Origin of the sequence: Algoriphagus sp. SE2 (assembly GCF_039563885.1) — a bacterium.
Taxonomy (GTDB): Bacteria; Bacteroidota; Bacteroidia; order Cytophagales; family Cyclobacteriaceae; genus Algoriphagus.
Genome location: NZ_JBCLWJ010000006.1, coordinates 1 through 20,728, shown reverse-complemented (window position 1 = coordinate 20,728; position 20,728 = coordinate 1). Strand labels below are relative to the sequence as shown.

Below are 20,728 nucleotides of genomic sequence, written 5' to 3'. Positions count from 1 at the left end.
TAATTATTTTACTATAAGTTTATATTAATTTCAATAAAAATATAAAGTACTTGATGATAAGTAATTTTTTATAAGATTTTTTAGAATAAAATAAGTTAGAATAAATTAAGAATGTCAATATTAATATAAAGAAAAAAATAACCGTTGATCCTCAATATTGTACCTTTTATTATTTTTTTAGAGTTTTAAGTCTTATTTCTTTTGTTGTATGTGAAAAGTCAAATTTCAGTAAGAAATATAGAAGTCCAACCTTTAATTTTTGACTTGGTAATCAAGTTTTGTCTAATTGATTTTAAATCAATGACTTATATTTTTTTGAGAAATATTACATTATTAATTTGAGTTCGTCAAGCAATTAATAAGATTTATGAGTTGCTATTATTCTAAGTCAGATATTACTTAATATTTAGTTTTATTACTAAATGATAAATAGAAAACTTAATTATCAAATAATATTTTTATTTAATAATAAATAGGATTGTTTTATATTATCATAAATAATATAAATAGTATTAAATATTGTAATTGTACTGATTCGCGTAACTAGATTTCCTTTTAGTTGGTATTATAGCTATTTCGCGGATAAATTAAATTAGTATAAAAAAAATTAACTTTTGTTAACAGTTAATTAACAAAATTAAAAATTGCAAATAATTAAAATTAATTCTTTTTATTTTGAGTTAATTGAAAATTAAGAATAAGAATTGTCAAATCACATATTCGGCAGCTTACCAATTATGTAAAACCATTATCTGTTTTTTGTGTTTCTCTTTTAAAAGGACTTCTTTTAGCCCTAAAATCAACCAAAAATAAATTAAATATGAGGAAAGTTTTACTTCTTGGGCTCATGCTGTTTTTGGTAAATGCTATTGCATTTGCCCAAAGCCGTGTGATCACAGGTACGGTTACTTCTACGGAAGATAACCTAGGTGTACCTGGTGCAACAGTTCTGGTAAAAGGGACCACGATTGGTACTGCCACAGATCTTGATGGTAAGTATTCCATAACTGTTCCTTCCGGAAGCGATGTCTTGGTATTTACCTTTGTGGGTTTAGCTCCACAAGAAATTACCATTGGGAATCGAACTACAATAGATGTAGCGATGGAGCCAGACGTTCAGTCTCTTTCAGAATTTGTAATCACCTCCTATGGGGATCAATCTAAAAGAGAAATCACGGGTGCTATTTCATCGGTGAAAGGCGAAGTTTTTGAGAATTTACCAGTTCAATCTTTTGACCGCGCAATGCAAGGTCGAATTGCTGGTGTTCAGGTAACTTCTACTTCTGGACAGCCAGGAGGAACATTAAATGTTCGGATTAGAGGTGTCGGCTCAATCAACGCCGGAAATGAACCGCTCTACATTGTAGATGGAGTTCAGATAAGTAGTGGAGGTCTTTCTGGTCAAGGAACGCAAAACGCACTTGGGTCTATTAACCCAAATGATATTGAATCTATTGAGGTATTGAAGGATGCTGCTGCTGCAGCTATTTACGGTGCTCAGGCTGCGAATGGTGTTGTATTGATTACTACTAAAAGAGGTAATAAAGGTAAGACTAACGTTACATTAACTGTTCAGGAAGGTATCGTTCAGCCATTAAACCTTTATGATGTTATGGATGCTAGTCAACTGGCAGGTATTAAGCGCGATGCTTATATCAATGCTGGTCTAAATCCGGCAAATGCTGCAGCAACTTATGGAGATCCAGAAAACCCAAACCTAGAATCTTATGATTGGGTGGATGCTCTTTATAGAGATGGACGCCTAAGTGTTTATGATTTGGCAGTTTCTGGTGGAGATGAGAGAACTACTTTCTTTTTATCAGGATCTTACACGAAACAAGAAGGACAAATTGTAATGTCTGATTATTCAAGAGCTACTGGCCGATTGAATATTACACACAGACCAAGTAAGAAATTTACTGTTTCAGCAAATCTTTCTCTTGCTTACCAAAATACAAATGGTTCTATCGCGAATGGTAACTTTGTAAACTCTCCATTCGTGGCAGGTTTCTCAGCAAGACCTAATGTGCCAATCTACAATGAAGATGGATCATTTGCTCGTTACCCTTCCAATCACCTGTTTGGATACAATATTGTTCAGGGGGTATTTGAAGAATTAAGAAGTGGAAAGACAGTGCAAACTGTTTCTAACCTACAGTTGAATTATCAAATCACTCCTTGGTTGAGCTGGACATCTTACTTCGGTCTTGATTTCTCAGACAATGCAGATATCAACAATAGACCATCTACGATTCCTGTATTCTCCTCTTATGGTGGGGCTTCTACTTTTACAGCTAGAAGAACGAATAACTTTAACACGAACCATAACTTCAATTTCAACAAGAAATTTAATGACGTACACACTGTTACTGGTGTACTTGGTTTTGAATACAAAGCAGAGCAATCAGATGTTCAAAGAGCCACAGGTAGAGGTTTTCCTAATCCTACCTTGATCTATCTTAATAATGCTGCAACTCCATTCGCTATCGGATCTTCCTTTACTGAGTTTAAGAGAGCTGGTGTATTTGGAAATGTGAAGTATGATTACGATGATCGTTATACTGCTGATATTACTATTAGAAGAGACGGGCACTCAAGATTTGGTGAAGAGAACAAGTGGGGAACTTTCTATGCAGCTTCTGCTGGTTGGAGATTATCCTCAGAGGCATTTCTTCAGGACGTATACTGGCTAGATAACTTGAGAGTAAGAGCATCTTATGGTGTAACAGGTAACTCTAATATTGCAAACTTTGCCTCAAGATCTTTAGTTGGTTCTGCTGGCCAATATCTTGGTGGAGGTGCATTGACACTTTCTCAACTTGGAAACAATCTTTTGACTTGGGAAGAATCTGAGACCATAAACATTGGTGCGGATGCAACCTTCTTCAATGGAAGAATTATAACAACAGTGGACTTCTGGAGAAAAGATTCTAAAGCTCTTTTATTCAACACTCCTCTACCAACTGATTCAGGTTTTGGTTCAATCACAAGAAACACCGGTAAAGTAAGAAATCAAGGTATTGATCTTGATATTCAGACTGTAAATGTGGTTGCAGGTAAGTTCCAGTGGAGTACTGGTTTCAACATCACCTTCTTGGAGAACGAACTTCTTGAACTTTATGACGGTTTGGACAGAATTGGAAATAGCTTGATCGTAGGTAGACCAATCGATTTCTGGTATACTAATGAGTACTTAGGTGTGAATCCTGCCAATGGTAATGCGATGTATGATGATGGTACAGGTACTGGTAATTTTACTTATATCACAGGTCAAAACACGTTGGATTATAGAGGAAGTGGATTGCCTAGTAGCTATGGAGGTCTTTCTAACAACTTCAGTTACGGTCCAGTTTCATTGGAAATATTCTTCCAAGGTCAGTTTGGAAACTTAGCTTCTAATTCAGATATACAAAACCTTCAAAACTGGGGTGCTGGAACTGGAAACCTTGATGTAAGCCAATTAAACTATTGGAAGCAGCCAGGTGATATTACCACTGTTGGTAAACCATTCGAAGGCGGTCAGGAAGCAGGAACAACAAACGTGAGTGCTTTTTCTACCAGATTCTTGAGTGATGGAGGATATGTAAGGTTGAAGCAAGTGACTTTAAGTTACACGTTACCATCTGCAGCGGCCAGTAAAATTGGAATGAGCAGTGCAAACTTCTTCGTTCAAGGGTTAAATTTGGCAACATTTACCAAGTTCAATGGTATTGATCCTGAGGTAGTTGGAATTCGAGGAAATACTACTTTCGGTAGATATCCAAATGCGAGACAATTCTCAGCTGGTCTTACTCTTAACTTCTAATTAGAAATAGGAATGAAAAATTATATAAAAATATTCGCTCTGAGCTCTGCACTGGCTCTAGGCTCTTGCGACGGCCTTTTGGATACAGAACCAAGGCAAAGCTTGACCCCTGAAACAGCATTTGCAGATGTAGAGGGTTACGAATCCTTAGTTTTCGCCGCGTATGGTGCTGTAAGAGGATTTAACAATTATGGACAGCAATTAATGATTGCGCCAGATATTATGGCTGATAATCTTAGAATAATTGCTAACACGGGTAGATATATTGGTCAAGAAGCTAATGCTGATCGAGCCCACATGGGACTATGGGGAACTGGCCACTATGGTGCTATCAATGAGGCCAACATTATCTTGGCTGGTATTGATGATGTAGAAGGAGATGACAACTTAAGAAGCCGGGTTAAAGGTGAGGCTTATTTTTTGCGTGCTATGCTTTACTTTGATTTGGCAAAAATTTACGGATATGAGCCAGGTAAAGAAGTAAACGGCTGGGACAAAACAGTTGTGCTTCGTACGACTCCAACCTTAGGTTTTTCTGATGCCGACTTCCGTGAAAGAGTTTCTAATAGAGAGCTTTATGATCAAATTGAATCTGATCTTAATGCTGCTATTGGCTTATTGCCAACGGCTGCTTTAGGTTCTTCAGGTGTTTACAGAGCGTCTAAAGGTTCGGCCGAAGCTTTGCTTGCAAGAGTTTATTTATATGACTCTAAGTATACAGAAGCAGCTTCAATGGCAACTCAAGCTATGGCTACTTATGGTCTTGGAAATGATGGAACAGGATTAATGGATGCTGCAACTTATGTTGAAGGGTTCTCAACTTATCCAAATCCTGAATCTCTTTTTGAAATTGAAATTAGATCAGTGGATTGGTCAACTGTAGATGGAGTGAATAACTCAATGTGTACTTTGACAGCTAACGTTTTCAACTCTGCTCAATTTATCGTAACAGCTTCGGATGAATTGCTAGCCAGTTATGAGGAAGGCGATGTTAGATTGGATACTTGGACTGAAACTACAAGATCTGGAGCATCTGGAACCGTTTATAGATCTAACAAGTGGTTGGGTACAAAAGGGGATTTCCTTGAGAATCTTCCAATTATTAGAGCTTCTGAAATGTATTTGATCAGAGCCGAGGCTCGATATAGATCAGGAGATGCGACTGGAGCCATTGCTGATATTAATGCTTTAAGAAGTAAGAGAGGTCTTGATCCGGTAGCTGGTCTTACAGGTGATGCACTTTTCGCGCAAATTATGAATGAAAGAAGAGTAGAATTTGCAGTAGAAGGGCATAGATGGTTTGACTTAAAGAGAAATGGCATGGATATTACTAAGCATGGAAGCTTTGAGACAGTTCCTTATTCTGATTACAGATTATTGGCTCCTCTTCCTGCAGATCAATTGCAATTGAACGAGCTTTTACAGGATAATCCAGGTTATAACTAAAATAAATAAAAAGAAAAATGAAAAAGTTATATACCCTATTTGCAGTAGCATTAGCCGCGGTGGCAATGACTTCCTGCTTTGAAGATCCAGGGAACGAAACGTTCTTTGATGGTAACCAAGTTGAATTTGCGGATGCAAAACTTCCAAATGGACTAGCTGCGACCTTTGTGCGTGCTTCTGAGACACAAACAGATCAGACAGAAATTGGTCTAAATAGAGTCTCAACAAGCGCAGCTAATGCAATATCCGTTAATATTGAAGTAGATCCTACTTCTACAGCTGTCGAAGGTGTTCATTATACACTTTCCGGTAATTCAGCTACTATAGCTTCTGGTGAATTTGTAGGAACATTCCCCGTTACTGTTCTTACAGGAAATATTGACCCTAGTGAATCGCCTGATCTTATACTTAATATCACAAGTGCCACTGGTGCAGATATTGCCGCTAATTATGGTTCAATTACAATAAGAATCAGAGTTATTTGTCCTTCTGATTTGGCAGGTACTTGGGTTTTTGAAAATGGTAATGTGACTACTATTGAAGAGATTGGTACTGGTAATTACGTTATAGCAAACTTGAACGCTATGGGTGGTTATTATAATCAGTCTTTCACATTAGCAGGTAATTTCACTGATAATTGTGACAAGTTAGAGTTATATGGTTCAGAGCCTACGAACGGTGTTAAATGGAGAGGTTCAGGAGTTTTTGATCCTGCTACTCAAACTATTACTTGGGAATCTGTTACAGATATTGAATACAATCCAGACTATTCAGTTACTTCTATTGTAATGACAAGACAATAAGTTTTATAAAATTGAAAAAGGGGGGCATTTAGCCCTCTTTTTTTTTGTTTCAATTTTTATTTGAATTATTCTGAAAATATTTTTATTGGCCATTGATTAGAATTGAAATTTCCAATGAACATACTTGCTTTATCTTCGTTTTACAAGAAGAATGAATATGCTATGAGATTATTAATTACTCTTTGTTTTTTAGCTTTGAGTTTTTCTACTTTTAGCCAAAGCGCGCTTACTAAAGATCAACGCCTTAAAAATGCTAGAAAAGCTACTGAACTAAAACTTAGAAGTTCTTTATCTAACTTCACTTATGTTCCTAATAGTATTGATGAAAGCAAGTTTAGCTTTCTAAATGCCGAAGGTGGAATGGTGATGGAAGATGGTTTTTTTTCTAAAATCCAGTACCTAGACGAAACTGGCTGGCCAATAATCAACCAAACCAACAGCAATGTAGAAGCAGCTATTACCACTGGAGCGAATCAATTGCAACCAGATGGGACATTGGGAGTGGATCTTACAGGTAAAGGTCTTACAGTCGGTATATTTGACCAAACCCGTCCAAAGGCTGATCACGTTGAGTTTGGTGGTCGTCTGACTCAAGTTGATGGATCAACTGAAACACTCAGCACACATTCTACCCACGTTTCTGGAACCTTAATAGGAGCTGGCATAAATGCTTCGGCTAGAGGTATGGCCTATGAAGCAACGGCATGGGCATTTAATTGGGATAATGATGTTTCAAAAATGATTTCTAACGCATATGACCCAGAATCTAAGGTTAACGGAACGCTACTTTCAAACCATTCTTATTCCATAGTTTTGGGATGGCAAGGTGATTCATGGAATGGTAATCCATCCATAAGTACTGAAGAGGATTGGCGTTTTGGTTTCTACTCTTCTATGAGTGCTGCCATGGATCAGGCTATGTTTTCAAGACCTTATTATTTGCCTGTGTTTGCTGCCGGTAATAACCGCTCTGATAGGGGGGATGGGACTAGACCGCCCGATGGGCCATCGGATATTTTGGGACCAAGAGCAGTTTCCAAAAACGGTTTGACAATAGGTGCTGTAGAAAGAGTTTTAGATTACCAAGGTCCTCAGTCGGTGGTAATGAGTTCTTTTTCCTCATGGGGGCCAACGGATGATGGTAGGATTAAGCCTGATCTCGTAGCTATGGGAGTGAATGTCTTTAGTGCTTCGATTAATTCGAATGGAGAAGATGCCTACGCTAGTCAGAGCGGGACTTCTATGGCTGCACCGAATGTTACTGGATCACTTTTTCTTCTTCAGCAATTATATTCTGAGCGAAATGCCGGGAGATTCATGCTATCTTCTTCTGTTAAAGCATTAGCTATTCATACTGCCAAAGAAGCAGGGCCTGCTACTGGGCCGGATTATATGAATGGTTGGGGGCTTTTAGATGTGGCAGCTGGAGCACAAATAATTTTAGACGAAGACGGTTCTTCAAAAATTATTCGCGAAGATATTTTGGGAGAGAATGAGGATTTTGAGTTTGAATTTGTTTCAGATGGAGTAACTCCTATTAAAGCCACTTTAGTTTGGACAGATCCAGAGGGGGATCCACCAGCAACTGACCTAGATCCAACAGATATCATGCTCATTAATGATTTGGATATTCGGATTTTTGATGAGGATGGTACAGAGTATTTTCCATGGACATTAGATCCCAGTCTGCAGGCTTCTGCAAGAGGTATTAATACTGAGGATAACTTTCGAGATAACGTAGAGAAGATCGAAATTAATTCTCCGAAAGCTCAAAGATATAGATTAGTAATTACTCATAAGGATGAATTGGAATTTGGACTTCAGCAATATTCATTAGTCTTTACAGCAGGAACTATTGACGGTGTAGAGGAAACACTTTACTGGATTGGGGGTACTTCTGGGAATTGGAATGATGGGAATAATTGGAGTTTTTCTTCCAAAGGACTAGCTGCAAATAAATTTCCAGGTGAAGGAACAAGGGTGGTTTTTGAAGGATCTGCCGGGGGTAATGTCAAAGTGAATTTTCCTGCTAATGCCAGTGCTTTTAGCTTGAATTTATTTGGAAATCAAGTAGTAGATTTTGATCTCAAAGGAAATCAGATTCAGATCTCAAATGGACTACGTGTAAGTAATCAAATTTCTACTTTTAGTAATGGTTTAATAAACTTTGCGAATAGTGGAAATACCCAACAAATAATCGAAATGGGCCAGGCCTCGTTTAGTCAGACGGAATTAATTTTTTCCACTGGTTCATGGCGAATTATTGATGCAGACCAATTAGATGTCATGTCTGTCTCCAATGCCACTGTTGCATTTGAGATAAGTGAAGTTGGTCTAAATTCTTTTTCCTTACTTGGCACTGGAAAAATAGAAGGAATGCTTGATGAAGTAAGTTTTCTAAAAGATTTTTCAATTGCCTCCAATGGGTCTATACCGGAAGGACTAGATTTAATCTTTGAAGGAACTTCAGGTGCCTTTACAAATGCTTCTACTTCTAAAATTAGTAGCTTAAAGGTAGAAGAAGGTAGTTTGGAGATCCAAAGTGGAGGCTTTGAATCGTTAATGATATCAAATGCAGAAGCTGCAATCATGTTAGATGAACTGGTGATTAAGTCTTTGGAATTAGGACCGTCATCTGTTTTGGATTTAGGTGATAGTAATGAATTGATTATACAACAAACGATCACCTCTTCCGCTACCTCTGAAATGAAAGCTCTGATTACAGCAAATTCCAAGGGAAAAATTACACACGATATTTATCTAAAGTATTGTTTTGACCAGGTGGATGTCAGCAATGTAGATTTTGCAGGTGACGCAATTATTAATTTGGGTACTTCAAGTACGGTATTAAACTCTTCCGGATGGTTGCAGCAAAATTGTGAAGATGTCCTCTTCGCTAAATTTGAAACAGCCTTTACTTGTGCCGGGGCAGCTGTTACTTTTGATAATTTAAGTGAAGGATCTATCACAACCTATAGTTGGGATTTTGGATCTCTTGGGACCTCAACCTTAGAAAATCCAGTTTTTGTCTTCGACAATCCAGGAACCTATGTCGTAAAATTAAGAGTTGCAAATACCAATGGGTTTACTGAGTTTGAGCAACCTGTGGTGATTGGTGAAAACACCTTGCAGCAACCAAATATCGTAGTAAACGGGAGCACGCTTACTTCACAACAGCCTGGAACTTCTTATCAATGGTATCAAAATGGGGCTGTTATTGCAGGAGCTACTTCTAGAAGTTATGAAGCCTCTGATGATGGAATTTACCAAGTTGCAATCTTTAATGGGGAATGTAATCGAATTTCTGAGCCAGTCGTTATTTCGGCTATACCAGATCAAGAGGTTGAATTAAGCCGCTTTGGAATATTTATTGGTCCAAATCCATTTGAAAGTAACCTGAATATTACTATAAATAATGAATACAAAGGACCTATTCAGCTCCGGGTTTTCGATATGACAGGAAGAGATTTAGTGCTGAAAGAAGTTAATAAAATTTATACCGAGATGGGGTTGAATTTGAACCTTATTGGCTCCAAAGGCATTTATATTCTTCAGATTGAAACCAACGATTTAACATTACACAAAAAGCTTATTAAGAAATAATGAAAAGATTATTGATTATTGTCACGATGCTGGTTACACATCTTTCAGTGGCGCAAATATCAAATGTGAATATGAATGGAGCTCCTGCCAGGCTAAATAGTTATTCGGGAGTGGAAGGCTCTCCTTATTTATTTGAGGATTGGTCAACAGCAGATATTAATACGATTAATGGGGGGTTAAAAGAAGATGTTGCGTATAAATTTAATGTACATGACAATGTACTTGAGGTGGTAAATGAGGCAGGAAATACCATCTATTTAGATAAGGATTTCATTGATTATGCCGTATTGAAGCGCCCTTCAATTCTAATAGCTACAGGGCAGGAAGGACTTTTACCAAACTTATTATTTAAGAAGGGATTTGAAATGGTGAAAGGAGTTGGCCCAAAAGACTTGGTAAATGTTCTTTCAGAAGGAGAAAAATATACGCTAATAAGGAAATTCTATTCCGATCTGGTAACTCCTCCAAAAAACAGTTACTCACCTACTTTAGGTCAATCCTTTGTTTTTGAGGAGAATTTCTATCTGATTGATTCTGATAATAATGTGGAATCAGTCAGAAATAAAACAAATAATATCATTAAATCCCTTCATGAAGAGGATCAGGCAGTAGCCAAGGATATTGTAAAGGAATTTAAGCTTGATTTGAGTAGGGAAGATCATTTAACTATTTTCTTTCAAAAGCTGAATGAAACATAAAGATTTCCATTTCTCTATTTATTAAGATCAATTAAATCGGCTTTTTTATGGGGTTTATAATTCTTAAAACCTTCTGGGTATAGTTGATTTTCGAACTAGATCAGGAGGTTTTTTTAATAACTTTTTATAGATATTTTTCTCTTGGATTTTTCAACTTGATTTGAGGCTATAGTCTTCTTTTTAATTGTTATACCTGCTGAATTCCATTATTTTCTATCTTTTAGCTACCTTTGCGACCTATTTGAAAAGCTATGATTTACGTCTGTCGGAAAGAACATTTTAATGCCGCTCATAAATTGTGGAACCCGAAGTGGTCTGATCAGAAGAATGCGGAGGTTTTTGGACCTTGTGCCAATGCCAATTGGCATGGCCATAACTTTGAATTAATTGTTATGGTCAAAGGTTTACCAGACCCGGAGACTGGCTTTGTTGTTGATTTAAAGAAACTGAGTACCTTAATCAGAAATTTAGTAATTGATAAAGTTGATCATAAAAACTTGAATATTGATGTTGATTTCATGAGTGGTAAGCTGGCTAGTTGTGAAAATTTAGTCATGGAGTTCTGGAAAATCTTAGAGCCCGCAGTTAAAGAAATCACGAATCAAGGAGGCTTATATAAATTGACCTTGTATGAAACTCCAAGGAATTTTGTTGAATATTTTGGAGAGTAATATCGAAAATGAAAAATATTGTTTGGAAAAAGTAGGTTTCAATGGCCTACTTTTATTTTTTTGATACTCTTATCCAATTGAATAAAATGTCTCAAAACGAAAAGAAACTATATATAATCTCTGGTGAGCGCTCAGGAGATCTTCATGCTTCGAATTTGGTTTTGGCATTGAAAACTAAAAATCAGCTTCTCTCTTTCCGAGGAATGGGAGGGAATTACTCGCAAAAGGGTGGTGTGGATTTGGCAGTAGATTATTCAGAGGTGGCCCTAATGGGATTTTTGGAGGTTCTTTTGGGTTTTAGAAAAGTGTTGAAATATCTAAAGTTGATTAAAAAAGATATTCTTCGGTTTAAGCCGGATGCCATTATTTTGGTAGATTATGGTGGTTTTAACATGAAGATTGCCGCTTTTGCAAAAGAAAATAATATACCAGTTCATTATTACATTCCACCTAAAGTCTGGGCTTGGAATCAAAAGAGAGCCTTAAAACTTAAAGCATTTACAGACCATATTTACTCAATCCTTCCTTTTGAGCCTGATTTTTTCAAAAAATATGAAATGGAGGTTCAATATGTGGGTAATCCACTTTTCGATGAAATCAAGAAGTTTAAACCACATGAATTTTTTTTTCAAAAAAATGATATTGGATATCAACCAATCATAGCACTTTTACCTGGAAGCAGGCCGCAAGAAATCAATGCAATGCTTGATAAGATGATTGCTTTGGTGAAAGAGTTCCCCCATGCTCAGTTTGTAATTGCTGGTTTAAGTGATTTGGGAACCGAGATCTATCAAAGAGGAATTGATGCAGGAATTCGTGTAGTTTTTGACCAGACGTATGATCTATTATCACATGCCATAGCTGCTGTGGTTACCTCAGGGACAGCTACATTAGAGACTGCCTTATTTAGAGTGCCACAGATAGTTGTTTATAGGACCAGTTCTGTTTCCTATGCGATTGCTAAAAACTTGATTCGTGTCCCTTTTATTTCTCTGGTAAATCTTATTGCAGAAAAGGAAGTAGTAAAGGAGTTGATTCAAAGTGATTTCTCGGTTCAAAACTTGAAATTGGAATTAAATCAGATACTTACCAATCAAGTCTATAAAGGGCAAATGCTTCAGGGATATGATTTGATAAAAGAGAAATTAGGAGCTAATTCAGCCTCCGAAAAAACTGCAGATTTGATTTTGGAATCGATTTCTTAGTTAAAAATTAAATTGGATGATCGGTAAATTAATTAGATCTCCATATTGTATTTTTAATCATGATTCGATCTCTTTTTAGTAAGAAAATTTTCTTATTCCTATTCTTTTTTATTTCTAGCTCTTCAATTAGATGTTTTTCTCAGGCGCTGGTTTTATCTGATATTAAAATCAAAATTAATTTAGACGAGCGATTCCAAACTATTCACCATTTTGGTGCCTCTGACGCTTGGTCCATTCAGTTCTTGGGAAATTGGCCAAATCAAAAAAGAGAAGCGATAGCTGATTTACTATTTAGCCAAGAAATGGAAAGTGGTAAACCCAAAGGAATCGGGTTGTCCATGTGGCGTTTTAATTTAGGTGCTGGCAGCAGCGAACAAGGCAATGAAAGCGGGATTAAAGATGAATGGAGAAGAGCTGAATCGTTCTTTGGATCAAATGGAAATTTAGATTTTACAAAAGCTGAGGGCCAAGTTTGGTTTGCCAAAGCAGCAAAGAAAAGAGGCACAAAGAAATTATTATTGTTTTCCAATAGTCCTCCAGTTCAATTCACAAGAAATGGAAAAGCATATTCCAGTGATGGAAAGTCAAATTTAGATGAAAGTAAGGCAGAAGACTTTGCTAAATATATTAGTTCGGTTATTTCAGGTTTTTATAAAATGAAATTGGAGCCGAATTATATAAGCCCGGTCAACGAACCTCAATGGGATTGGTCTGATGGTGGCCAAGAAGGCAATCCCTATTTAAATAGTGAAGTTGCTCAGTTTGTGAGAGTTCTGAATCAAACATTGAAAACGAATGAAATTGATGCACAAATCGATATTGCAGAGGCGGGAAAGATCAATTATTTATTTGAGCAAAATGATAAACCGGGAAGAGGAAATCAGATAGATGAATTTTTTAATCCTACTTCCATAAATTATATAGGAGATTTGAGCCATGTGTCAAATACGATTTCAGGGCATAGTTACTTTACTACTAGTCCAATTAATGCTTCATTGGATCTTAGAGAAAAGCTTTCAAGTAAAATTTCATCAGTTCCTGAACTCCAATATTGGATGTCTGAATATTGCATACTTGGTGGCAATGAAGGTGAGATTAATGGTAGTGGAAGGGACTTAGGAATGAATTCTGCACTTTATTTGGCAAGAGTTATTCATCAAGATCTTACCTTTTCAAATGCCTCTGCATGGAATTGGTGGCTTGCAGTCTCTCCTTATAATTACAAAGATGGTTTAGTCTATATTGATAAAAAGAAAGAAGATGGCAATTTCTATGAAAGTAAAATTCTATGGACTTTAGGTAATTTTAGCAGGTTTGTTCGTCCTGGTTATGAAAGAATAGGAATTGAAACTTCATTGCCCAATTCAGAAAAGTTTTTTGCATCCGGATTCCAAGACCCAAAAAGTAAAGAAATAGTCTTGGTTCTGATAAACTCAAACCCAGAAGCAGTGAAAATATCGCTTGAGAATCAATTTTTGGGGAATATCCCAATGAAAGGATATTTGACAAGTGAAAGATCGAATCTCTCTCCTTTTGAAATTGACCTAAAGAATTTTGAACTGCCTTCAGAATCAATTTTGACTTTACTAATAACTCCTAAATAAAATAGCCCGGCAAAATTTAATCTACCGAGCTATTCTTTATTTTATTGAGAAAGACTATGCTACCTGAAGTCTCTTGAATTTCGATTTGTCAAATTTGCTTTGTGCATATTTTCCATCGATCACTAATTCTTTTATAGAATCATCTGAGGGGATTTCATACATCGCATCAGTAACAATAGCTTCGCAAATTGATCTGAGGCCTCTCGCTCCCAAGTTATACTCTACTGCTTTATCAACGATAAATTCGATCGCACTTTCCTCAAAAACAACTTCAACTCCTTCCATGCCTAACAGTTTTGAATACTGTTTTACCAATGCATTTTTAGGCTCGGTCAAAATTCTCTTTAAAGAATCTTTATGGAGTGGATCGAGATGAGTCAAAACCGGAAGACGACCTATCAGCTCTGGAATTAATCCAAAAGCTTTTAAATCCTGTGCAGTTACGTATTGCAACAAGTTCTCTCTGTCTGCAGTAGGATCAGCATTACTTTTTCCAAATCCCATAGGCTGGGTATTCAGTCTCTTTCCGATATGTCTTACTATTCCATCAAAAGCTCCACCACAGATAAAAAGAATGTTTTCAGTATTTACTGCAATCATTTTTTGATCTGGATGCTTTCTTCCTCCCTGAGGCGGAACATTTACTATAGTACCTTCTAATAGCTTTAATAGTGCCTGCTGTACTCCTTCACCGCTTACATCTCTGGTAATGGAAGGATTGTCAGATTTCCTTGAGATTTTATCAAGTTCATCGATATATACAATCCCTCTTTCGGCCGCCTCAACATTATAATCGGCAGCTTGTAAGAGTCTTGTTAAGATACTTTCTACATCTTCTCCAACATAGCCTGCTTCTGTAAGAACAGTTGCATCAGCTATACAAAAAGGAACTTCAAGTATTCTTGCAAGTGTTTTGGCCAAGTAAGTTTTACCTGTTCCGGTATCCCCAACCATGATGATGTTAGACTTTTCAATTTTCACATCATCTTTTTCATCCTTTTGAGAAAGCCTTTTATAGTGATTATAAACAGCAACTGTAAGGACTTTTTTAGCTTCATCCTGACCTATTACAAATTGATCAAGGAAAGAAGTCAACTCTTTCGGCTTTTTTAATTTAAAATTAGGTTTAGATTTTTCTGATTTTTTTGTTTTTCCTTCTTCACCAACAATCAAATGAGCTTGTTCTATACAGAAATTACAGATATGGGCAGAAATACCCGATACCATCAGATCAACATCTTTCTTATTTCTACCGCAAAAAGAGCAGGTAACTTGAGCCATTACTTAAGGTTTTTTAACTAAAACTTCATCTATTAGACCATATTCTTTGGCCTCTGGTGCTTTCAACCAATAATCTCTATCCGAGTCAGTTTCGATTTGCTCGAAAGTTTTACCGGTATGGTTCGCCAATATCTGATATAATTCTTGTCTCATCGATAAGATCAATTTCAATGAAATTTCCATATCACGAGACTGACCTTGCATTCCTCCTGAAGGTTGGTGGATCATCACTCTTGAATGTTTCAAAGCGGATCTTTTATCTTTTGCTCCTCCAGCTAATAATACAGCACCCATAGATGCAGCGATACCAGTACAAATTGTTGCTACATCAGGCCCAATGTACTGCATCGTGTCATAAATACCTAAACCTGCTGTAACTGAACCTCCCGGACTGTTTACATACAGTAAAACATCCTTCTTCGAATCTACTGATTCTAAGAATAATAACTGCGCAACGATAATGTTAGCAATATGGTCATCGATACCTGTACCAAGGAAAATAATTCTATCCATGATTAGTCTTGAAAAGACATCTATCTCACGGAAATTTTGTGGACGTTCCTCGATTACTGATCGAGTCATATTCTCAATATGCTGCGTATACTGGTCAAATGCGGTACCGCTAACGCCTTGATTGTGGATGGCGTATTTTCTGAATTCTTCTTTATTGATCATGTTCGAGTTTGTTGTGGTAGACAAAAATAAAAAAAGCCCTTAAAAAAGGACTTTTTTATGATACCAATAAGCAAATTACTTTTCTAAAAGTTCCTTGAACTTATCAATTGATATTTCCTTTTCTTTTAAATCAATGGTTTCCTGCACATAAGCAAGGACTTTATCATTTTGAACCGATGTAAGCATATTCATATAATTTTGTCCGTCTTCACCTTTTAGATAGTTATCGACAAACATATCCATGCTTTCTTCCATTTGAGAACCCAATCCCGAAGATGCAAACTGCTCACGGATCATTTCTTTAGTTTTTTCAATAACATCTTCGTGCTCAGCCTGAATTTTATTTTCTGTAGCTACTTGATTTGAAATCAAAGACCAAACAAGTTGCTTTGCATAAATTGGGAATTCTTTTTCTACATCATCTGCAGTAACCTTTCCTTCATTTGCTTTAAGTAACCATTCCTTTAAAAATTCTTCAGGTAAATCAACTTTTGCCGATTCTGTAAGAGATTTTTTCAATTCTTCTTCAGTGAATACTTTTGATTCTCTGTCGTAGTTACCCTGCAGCGTCTCTTTAACTTTTGCAATAAACTCCTCTTCTGTCTTGACAACCTCCGGACCAAATACTTTATCAAAAAAATCCTGATTCATCTCAGCAGCTTCGGTTCTATTGATGTTCTTCACTGAAAAGGTAATAGGTCCTTCAATGGCATTGGCTTCTTCTTCACTTAAACCGAAAGCTTCTTCCCATTGCCCTTTTTTAACATCTTTAGCATCAAATTCCACTAAAGCTTCTTTGCTAATACCAATGAATTTTCCAGCAAGTTTTTTGGTTATTTTTTCTAGATCTAAAGAAACTGTTTTTGTGAATCCACTTTCAGTTACATTTAAATCACCATAAATATGGTCTCCTGCTTCGCTTACCTCTGGGTTAGTACTTTTTCCAGATTGAGATTTTAAGTTTTCAATAGTTTCATCAACTAACTTATCATCTACTTTAATAGCGTATTTTGTTCCTTTAAATTTTTTATCAAGTGGAATATTGATGTTCTCAACAAAACCGATTTTGTATTCAAAATCAAATTCTTTCTGAGTTTTCCAATCAATTGAATCATTTTCCTTTTCTACCGGAAGAGGTTCTCCTAGAATTTTAAAAGTCTGCTCTTTTAAATAACTATTTAACGATTCTCCCAAAATAGAATTGATTTCTTCAACTAATACAGAAGTTCCATAAATGTTTTTCACCATGGAAACTGGAGCTTTACCTGGTCGAAAACCTTTAATGTTGGCTTTCTTAGCATAGTCTTTCAGTTTCGCATCTACCTTTGGTTGGTAATCTGCTTCCTTTAGTTTAATTTTAATTAAAGCTTGATTTGTTGATTGCTTTTCTAATGAGATTTCCAAGGCGTTTAAATTTATTATGATGATTAACTAAAAACCCTCAATCTCCTTCCTGTTGTCTTGACAGTAGAGTGATTGAGGGTTCGGTATTCGTGCGGATAGAGGGACTCGAACCCCCATGCCTTACGGCGCTAGATCCTAAGTCTAGTGCGTCTACCAATTTCGCCACATCCGCTTAAGTTACAATTAGGAAAAGGCTTAAATTCATTCCTCTTCCTTATTGTGGATGCAAAGGTAAATAGTAATTTTCAAAATACAATAAGACGCAAAAAAAAATTAAAAGAATTAGGCAAGTTATTCAACACGTAACAATTTTGAAGTAAAATACACCTATATGATCCAAGTGGATATAGATGAAGAACGAAAGGAGATTCTCAAGCGCTATAGGCGTTTATTGAGACAGGCAAAACCTGTACTTAAGCCAGGGGATACCAAATTGATAAAAAAGGCATTTAACGTTTCTCAGGAAGCTCATAAGGAGATGAGGAGAAAATCGGGTGAACCCTATATTTATCATCCGTTGGAAGTTGCATTGATATGTGTTGAGGAAATTGGCTTGGGCACAACATCCATTGTTTCTGCTTTGCTCCATGATGTAGTGGAAGATACCGAATGGGAATTAGAAGACATTGAGCGTGAGTTTGGATATAAAGTAATGACCATAATTGATGGCCTGACAAAAATTTCAGGTGTTTTTGATTACGGTAGTTCTCAACAAGCTGAAAATTTCAGAAAGATGCTCTTAACTCTTTCTGATGACGTAAGGGTGATCTTGATTAAACTGGCAGATCGTCTCAATAATATGAGAACGCTCCAAAGTATGCCTAGGCATAAACAACTCAAGATAGCCTCTGAGACAATGTATCTGTATGCCCCATTGGCCCATCGCTTGGGGTTATATGCGATAAAATCTGAGCTGGAGGATTTGTATTTAAAATATACTCACACCGAGGTTTATAAAGACATTGTCCAAAAAATAAATGAGTCAAAAACAATCCGTAATAAATTTATCAAATCTTTTATTCAGCCAATTGAAGATGAATTAATAAGGCAGAAATTCAATTTTGTCATCAAAGGAAGACCAAAATCTGTTTACTCCATATATAGTAAAATGAAAAAGCAGGGGATACCTTTTGAGGAAGTTTATGATCTTTTTGCCGTTAGAATTATTTTGGACAGTGACTTGGAGAATGAGAAAGCAGATTGCTGGCAAGTATATTCGATAGTTACTGATTTTTATCACCCTAACCCCGATAGGCTCAGGGATTGGATCAGCACCTCAAGATCTAATGGGTATGAATCCCTTCACACCACTGTTATGAGTAATACTGGTCAATGGGTAGAAGTCCAGATTAGATCAACCCGAATGGATGAGATTGCTGAAAGAGGATATGCAGCACATTGGAAATACAAAGAGCGTGAAAGCAGTTCAAAATCCACTACTGGTCTCGATGATTGGATTTCCCAAGTAAGGGGTTTGTTGGAATCTAATGATGGGTCTGCGATTGAATTCATGGATGACTTTAGGGGTAATTTATTTCATGATGAGGTATTTGTTTTTACTCCGAAAGGTGATTTAAAGGTCTTGCCATTTGGATCTACTGCATTGGATTTCGCCTTTGAAATTCATACCGAGATCGGTGCGAAATGTATTGGAGCCAAGGTAAATCAGAAACTTGTTCCGATTTCCCATAAATTAAAAAATGGAGATCAAGTTGAGATCCTGACCTCAAATAAGCAAAAACCTACAGAGGATTGGCTTAACAATGTCGTTACTTCACGAGCAAAGGCCAAAATAAAAGATGCCTTAAGAGAAGATAAGAAGTCAGCCATTTTGGATGGAAAAGAGATTGTACAGCGGAAGCTGAAACAAATGAAAATGGATTTCAATTCTGAGGCAGTGGATAAATTGCGTGCCTATTTTGAGCTGAAAACAGCTAATGAATTTTATTACAGAGTTGGGAAAGGGATTATTGATCCAACTTCAATTAAATCTTTCAAAATTTTCAAAGAAAACCAGAAGTTAAAAAGTAAAGTAATTCAAGAAAAGGTAAAAGATGAATCTACTTTTACCAAAGAAATAAAGAGTCTCAAAGGTCCTGACCGTGATCAGCTTTTGATAGGTGAGGATATGGATGTGGTTGATTATATCTTAGCCAAATGCTGTAATCCAATTCCAGGAGATGATGTTTTTGGTTTTGTCACAGTAAACGAGGGAATAAAAATACACCGAACCTCATGTCCAAACGCATTGGAATTACTCTCAAATCATGGAAATAGAGTAATCAAAGCCAGATGGACGAGCCAAAAAGAAATAGCTTTTTTGGCAGGCTTGAAGATTATTGGAACAGACCGTGTAGGTTTAATCAATGATGTGACAAAGGTGATTTCTAATGAACTAAAGGTAAATATGAGGTCTATCACCGTAGATTCAGATGCAGGGATTTTTGAAGGAACAATTAAACTATATGTGAACAACACAGAGCACCTTGATCAATTAATGAAAAACCTTTCTCAAGTTGACGGAATTCAAAAGGTCACAAGGTTTGATTGATGATTTGAATCTTTTCTAACAGACAAAAGTTATATTTGAAAAAAATAGCTCAGAATGCCTTTGAATACCACAAACTTCGAAGAGGTTAAAAAAATATTTACTGCGTATCTAGAAAATCAAAAACTCCGAAAAACTCCGGAGCGATATGCTATCCTCGAAGAAATTTACAGCCGAACAGGACATTTTGATGTAGAGTCGCTTTACATCAGCATGAAAAACAAAAATTATCGGGTCAGTCGGGCTACGGTTTATAACACCTTGGATTTATTGGTTGAATGTGATTTAGTTACCAAGCATCAATTCGGGAAAAACCTAGCTCAATTCGAAAAATCTTATGGATATAAGCAACATGACCATTTGATTTGTATTGAATGCAATAAAGTGTTGGAATTTTGCGATCCTCGTATCCAAAATATTCAAAATACCGTAGGAGGTATTTTAGATTTCCAAGTATTGCATCATTCCTTAATTCTATACGGCAATTGCAAAAAAGCGAATTGCGAAAACAAAAAAGCTGACTCATGAAATTAACATACAATACAAGCAAGGACGATCTTGCTTATTATCTATTCATTCAAGGGGATTTGATTGGGGATGAAACAGGTCCCAAACTTGTAGAAGTGATTTCTGATGCTATTCTAGAGGGCGCAAAGACTTTTGTTGTTGATTTGAGTGAAGTAAGATATATTTCCTCAAGTGGGATTGGATTGTTAATTACAATGCTCACTAAAATGAGAAATGTAGGAGGGGAGGTTTATTTGACATCTCCTTCACAGCACGTTAAAAAACTCTTAATTATCACCAAACTGAATAATATTTTTACGGTATTTGATTCAGTTGAGGCTTTTAAAAAGAAGATGACAGAAAAGGGTTTATAGCTCCCAATTGTTTTTTTCAGGGAATGATATCACACCTTTTAAAAAAAAATCAAATAATAAATAATGCCTAACTCTTGGTTTTCTTTGGGCTTATTGCAAATTTC

General features: G+C 36.4%; 14 protein-coding genes and 1 tRNA gene. 11 read left to right on the top strand and 4 right to left on the bottom strand.

From position 1 onward, the window contains the following. The first annotated feature begins 820 nt into the window (after nucleotides 1-820). From AAGF08_RS08925 to AAGF08_RS08890, 8 genes are all read left to right on the top strand, one after another. The gene (locus AAGF08_RS08925; protein ID WP_343510811.1) at nucleotides 821-3,805 is read left to right on the top strand and encodes a TonB-dependent receptor; all 2,985 of its coding nucleotides are present in this window, start codon (nucleotides 821-823) and stop codon (nucleotides 3,803-3,805) included. A 12-nt stretch (nucleotides 3,806-3,817) separates the two neighbouring features. Further along, nucleotides 3,818-5,251, top strand: a complete 1,434-nt coding sequence (locus AAGF08_RS08920) for a RagB/SusD family nutrient uptake outer membrane protein (protein ID WP_343510810.1) — start codon at nucleotides 3,818-3,820, stop codon at nucleotides 5,249-5,251. Nucleotides 5,252-5,268: 17 nt separating this feature from the next. Further along, the gene (locus AAGF08_RS08915) at nucleotides 5,269-6,054 is read left to right on the top strand and encodes a hypothetical protein (protein WP_343510809.1); all 786 of its coding nucleotides are present in this window, start codon (nucleotides 5,269-5,271) and stop codon (nucleotides 6,052-6,054) included. A gap of 162 nt (nucleotides 6,055-6,216) precedes the next feature. Then, complete coding sequence (locus AAGF08_RS08910) at nucleotides 6,217-9,657, top strand: S8 family serine peptidase (protein ID WP_343510808.1); 3,441 nt, start codon at nucleotides 6,217-6,219, stop codon at nucleotides 9,655-9,657. Further along, on the top strand, nucleotides 9,657-10,355 hold the full coding sequence (locus tag AAGF08_RS08905; protein WP_343510807.1) for a hypothetical protein: 699 nt from the start codon (nucleotides 9,657-9,659) through the stop codon (nucleotides 10,353-10,355). Before AAGF08_RS08910 ends, AAGF08_RS08905 begins: the two co-directional genes overlap by 1 nt. A 251-nt stretch (nucleotides 10,356-10,606) precedes the next feature. Continuing rightward, nucleotides 10,607-11,026: a 6-carboxytetrahydropterin synthase gene (locus tag AAGF08_RS08900; protein WP_343510806.1), complete on the top strand. Its 420-nt coding sequence runs from the start codon at nucleotides 10,607-10,609 to the stop codon at nucleotides 11,024-11,026. An 86-nt stretch (nucleotides 11,027-11,112) separates the two neighbouring features. After that, nucleotides 11,113-12,231 carry a lipid-A-disaccharide synthase gene (gene lpxB, locus AAGF08_RS08895; RefSeq protein ID WP_343510805.1) on the top strand — a complete coding sequence of 373 codons (1,119 nt, stop codon included), beginning with the start codon at nucleotides 11,113-11,115 and terminating at the stop codon, nucleotides 12,229-12,231. 59 nt (nucleotides 12,232-12,290) lie between these two features. After that, nucleotides 12,291-13,835, top strand: a complete 1,545-nt coding sequence (locus AAGF08_RS08890) for a glycoside hydrolase (protein ID WP_343510804.1) — start codon at nucleotides 12,291-12,293, stop codon at nucleotides 13,833-13,835. Between the two features lie 54 nt (nucleotides 13,836-13,889). Here AAGF08_RS08890 and clpX read toward each other — a convergent pair whose 3' ends face one another. From clpX to AAGF08_RS08870, 4 genes are all read right to left on the bottom strand, one after another. After that, a complete protein-coding gene (gene clpX, locus AAGF08_RS08885; protein WP_343510803.1) occupies nucleotides 13,890-15,116 on the bottom strand; it encodes an ATP-dependent Clp protease ATP-binding subunit ClpX in 1,227 nt (408 codons plus the stop codon). 3 nt (nucleotides 15,117-15,119) lie between these two features. After that, nucleotides 15,120-15,791: an ATP-dependent Clp protease proteolytic subunit gene (locus AAGF08_RS08880; RefSeq protein ID WP_343510802.1), complete on the bottom strand. Its 672-nt coding sequence runs from the start codon at nucleotides 15,789-15,791 to the stop codon at nucleotides 15,120-15,122. Between the two features lie 75 nt (nucleotides 15,792-15,866). Next, nucleotides 15,867-17,195 (bottom strand): trigger factor, encoded by a 1,329-nt coding sequence (locus AAGF08_RS08875; protein WP_343510801.1) that lies wholly within the window; start codon nucleotides 17,193-17,195, stop codon nucleotides 15,867-15,869. A 90-nt stretch (nucleotides 17,196-17,285) separates the two neighbouring features. Next, a tRNA-Leu gene (locus tag AAGF08_RS08870) sits at nucleotides 17,286-17,367 on the bottom strand. A 159-nt stretch (nucleotides 17,368-17,526) separates the two neighbouring features. Here AAGF08_RS08870 and AAGF08_RS08865 point away from each other — a divergent pair. Genes AAGF08_RS08865 through AAGF08_RS08855 form a run of 3 tightly spaced genes read left to right on the top strand, consistent with a single transcriptional unit; the run spans nucleotide 17,527 to nucleotide 20,624 of the window. Beyond that, entirely contained in the window at nucleotides 17,527-19,746 is a 2,220-nt protein-coding gene (locus AAGF08_RS08865) for a bifunctional (p)ppGpp synthetase/guanosine-3',5'-bis(diphosphate) 3'-pyrophosphohydrolase (protein WP_343510800.1), read from the top strand. Nucleotides 19,747-19,800: 54 nt separating this feature from the next. Beyond that, on the top strand, nucleotides 19,801-20,271 hold the full coding sequence (locus tag AAGF08_RS08860; RefSeq protein ID WP_343510799.1) for a transcriptional repressor: 471 nt from the start codon (nucleotides 19,801-19,803) through the stop codon (nucleotides 20,269-20,271). Beyond that, nucleotides 20,268-20,624 carry an STAS domain-containing protein gene (locus AAGF08_RS08855; protein WP_343510798.1) on the top strand — a complete coding sequence of 119 codons (357 nt, stop codon included), beginning with the start codon at nucleotides 20,268-20,270 and terminating at the stop codon, nucleotides 20,622-20,624. The genes AAGF08_RS08860 and AAGF08_RS08855 overlap by 4 nt, the downstream gene beginning before the upstream one ends. Nucleotides 20,625-20,728 lie beyond the last annotated feature (104 nt).

Excerpts from the sequence above, each read along its gene's own strand:
- clpX (WP_343510803.1), bottom strand. The coding sequence starts at position 15,116 with ATGGCTCAAGTTACCTGCTCTTTTTGCGGTAGAAATAAGAAAGATGTT.
- AAGF08_RS08915 (WP_343510809.1), top strand. The coding sequence starts at position 5,269 with ATGAAAAAGTTATATACCCTATTTGCAGTAGCATTAGCCGCGGTGGCA.
- AAGF08_RS08910 (WP_343510808.1), top strand. The coding sequence starts at position 6,217 with ATGAGATTATTAATTACTCTTTGTTTTTTAGCTTTGAGTTTTTCTACT.
- AAGF08_RS08860 (WP_343510799.1), top strand. The coding sequence starts at position 19,801 with ATGCCTTTGAATACCACAAACTTCGAAGAGGTTAAAAAAATATTTACT.
- AAGF08_RS08865 (WP_343510800.1), top strand. The coding sequence starts at position 17,527 with ATGATCCAAGTGGATATAGATGAAGAACGAAAGGAGATTCTCAAGCGC.
- AAGF08_RS08925 (WP_343510811.1), top strand. The coding sequence starts at position 821 with ATGAGGAAAGTTTTACTTCTTGGGCTCATGCTGTTTTTGGTAAATGCT.
- AAGF08_RS08880 (WP_343510802.1), bottom strand. The coding sequence starts at position 15,791 with ATGATCAATAAAGAAGAATTCAGAAAATACGCCATCCACAATCAAGGC.
- AAGF08_RS08920 (WP_343510810.1), top strand. The coding sequence starts at position 3,818 with ATGAAAAATTATATAAAAATATTCGCTCTGAGCTCTGCACTGGCTCTA.
- AAGF08_RS08905 (WP_343510807.1), top strand. The coding sequence starts at position 9,657 with ATGAAAAGATTATTGATTATTGTCACGATGCTGGTTACACATCTTTCA.
- lpxB (WP_343510805.1), top strand. The coding sequence starts at position 11,113 with ATGTCTCAAAACGAAAAGAAACTATATATAATCTCTGGTGAGCGCTCA.
- AAGF08_RS08855 (WP_343510798.1), top strand. The coding sequence starts at position 20,268 with ATGAAATTAACATACAATACAAGCAAGGACGATCTTGCTTATTATCTA.
- AAGF08_RS08900 (WP_343510806.1), top strand. The coding sequence starts at position 10,607 with ATGATTTACGTCTGTCGGAAAGAACATTTTAATGCCGCTCATAAATTG.
- AAGF08_RS08890 (WP_343510804.1), top strand. The coding sequence starts at position 12,291 with ATGATTCGATCTCTTTTTAGTAAGAAAATTTTCTTATTCCTATTCTTT.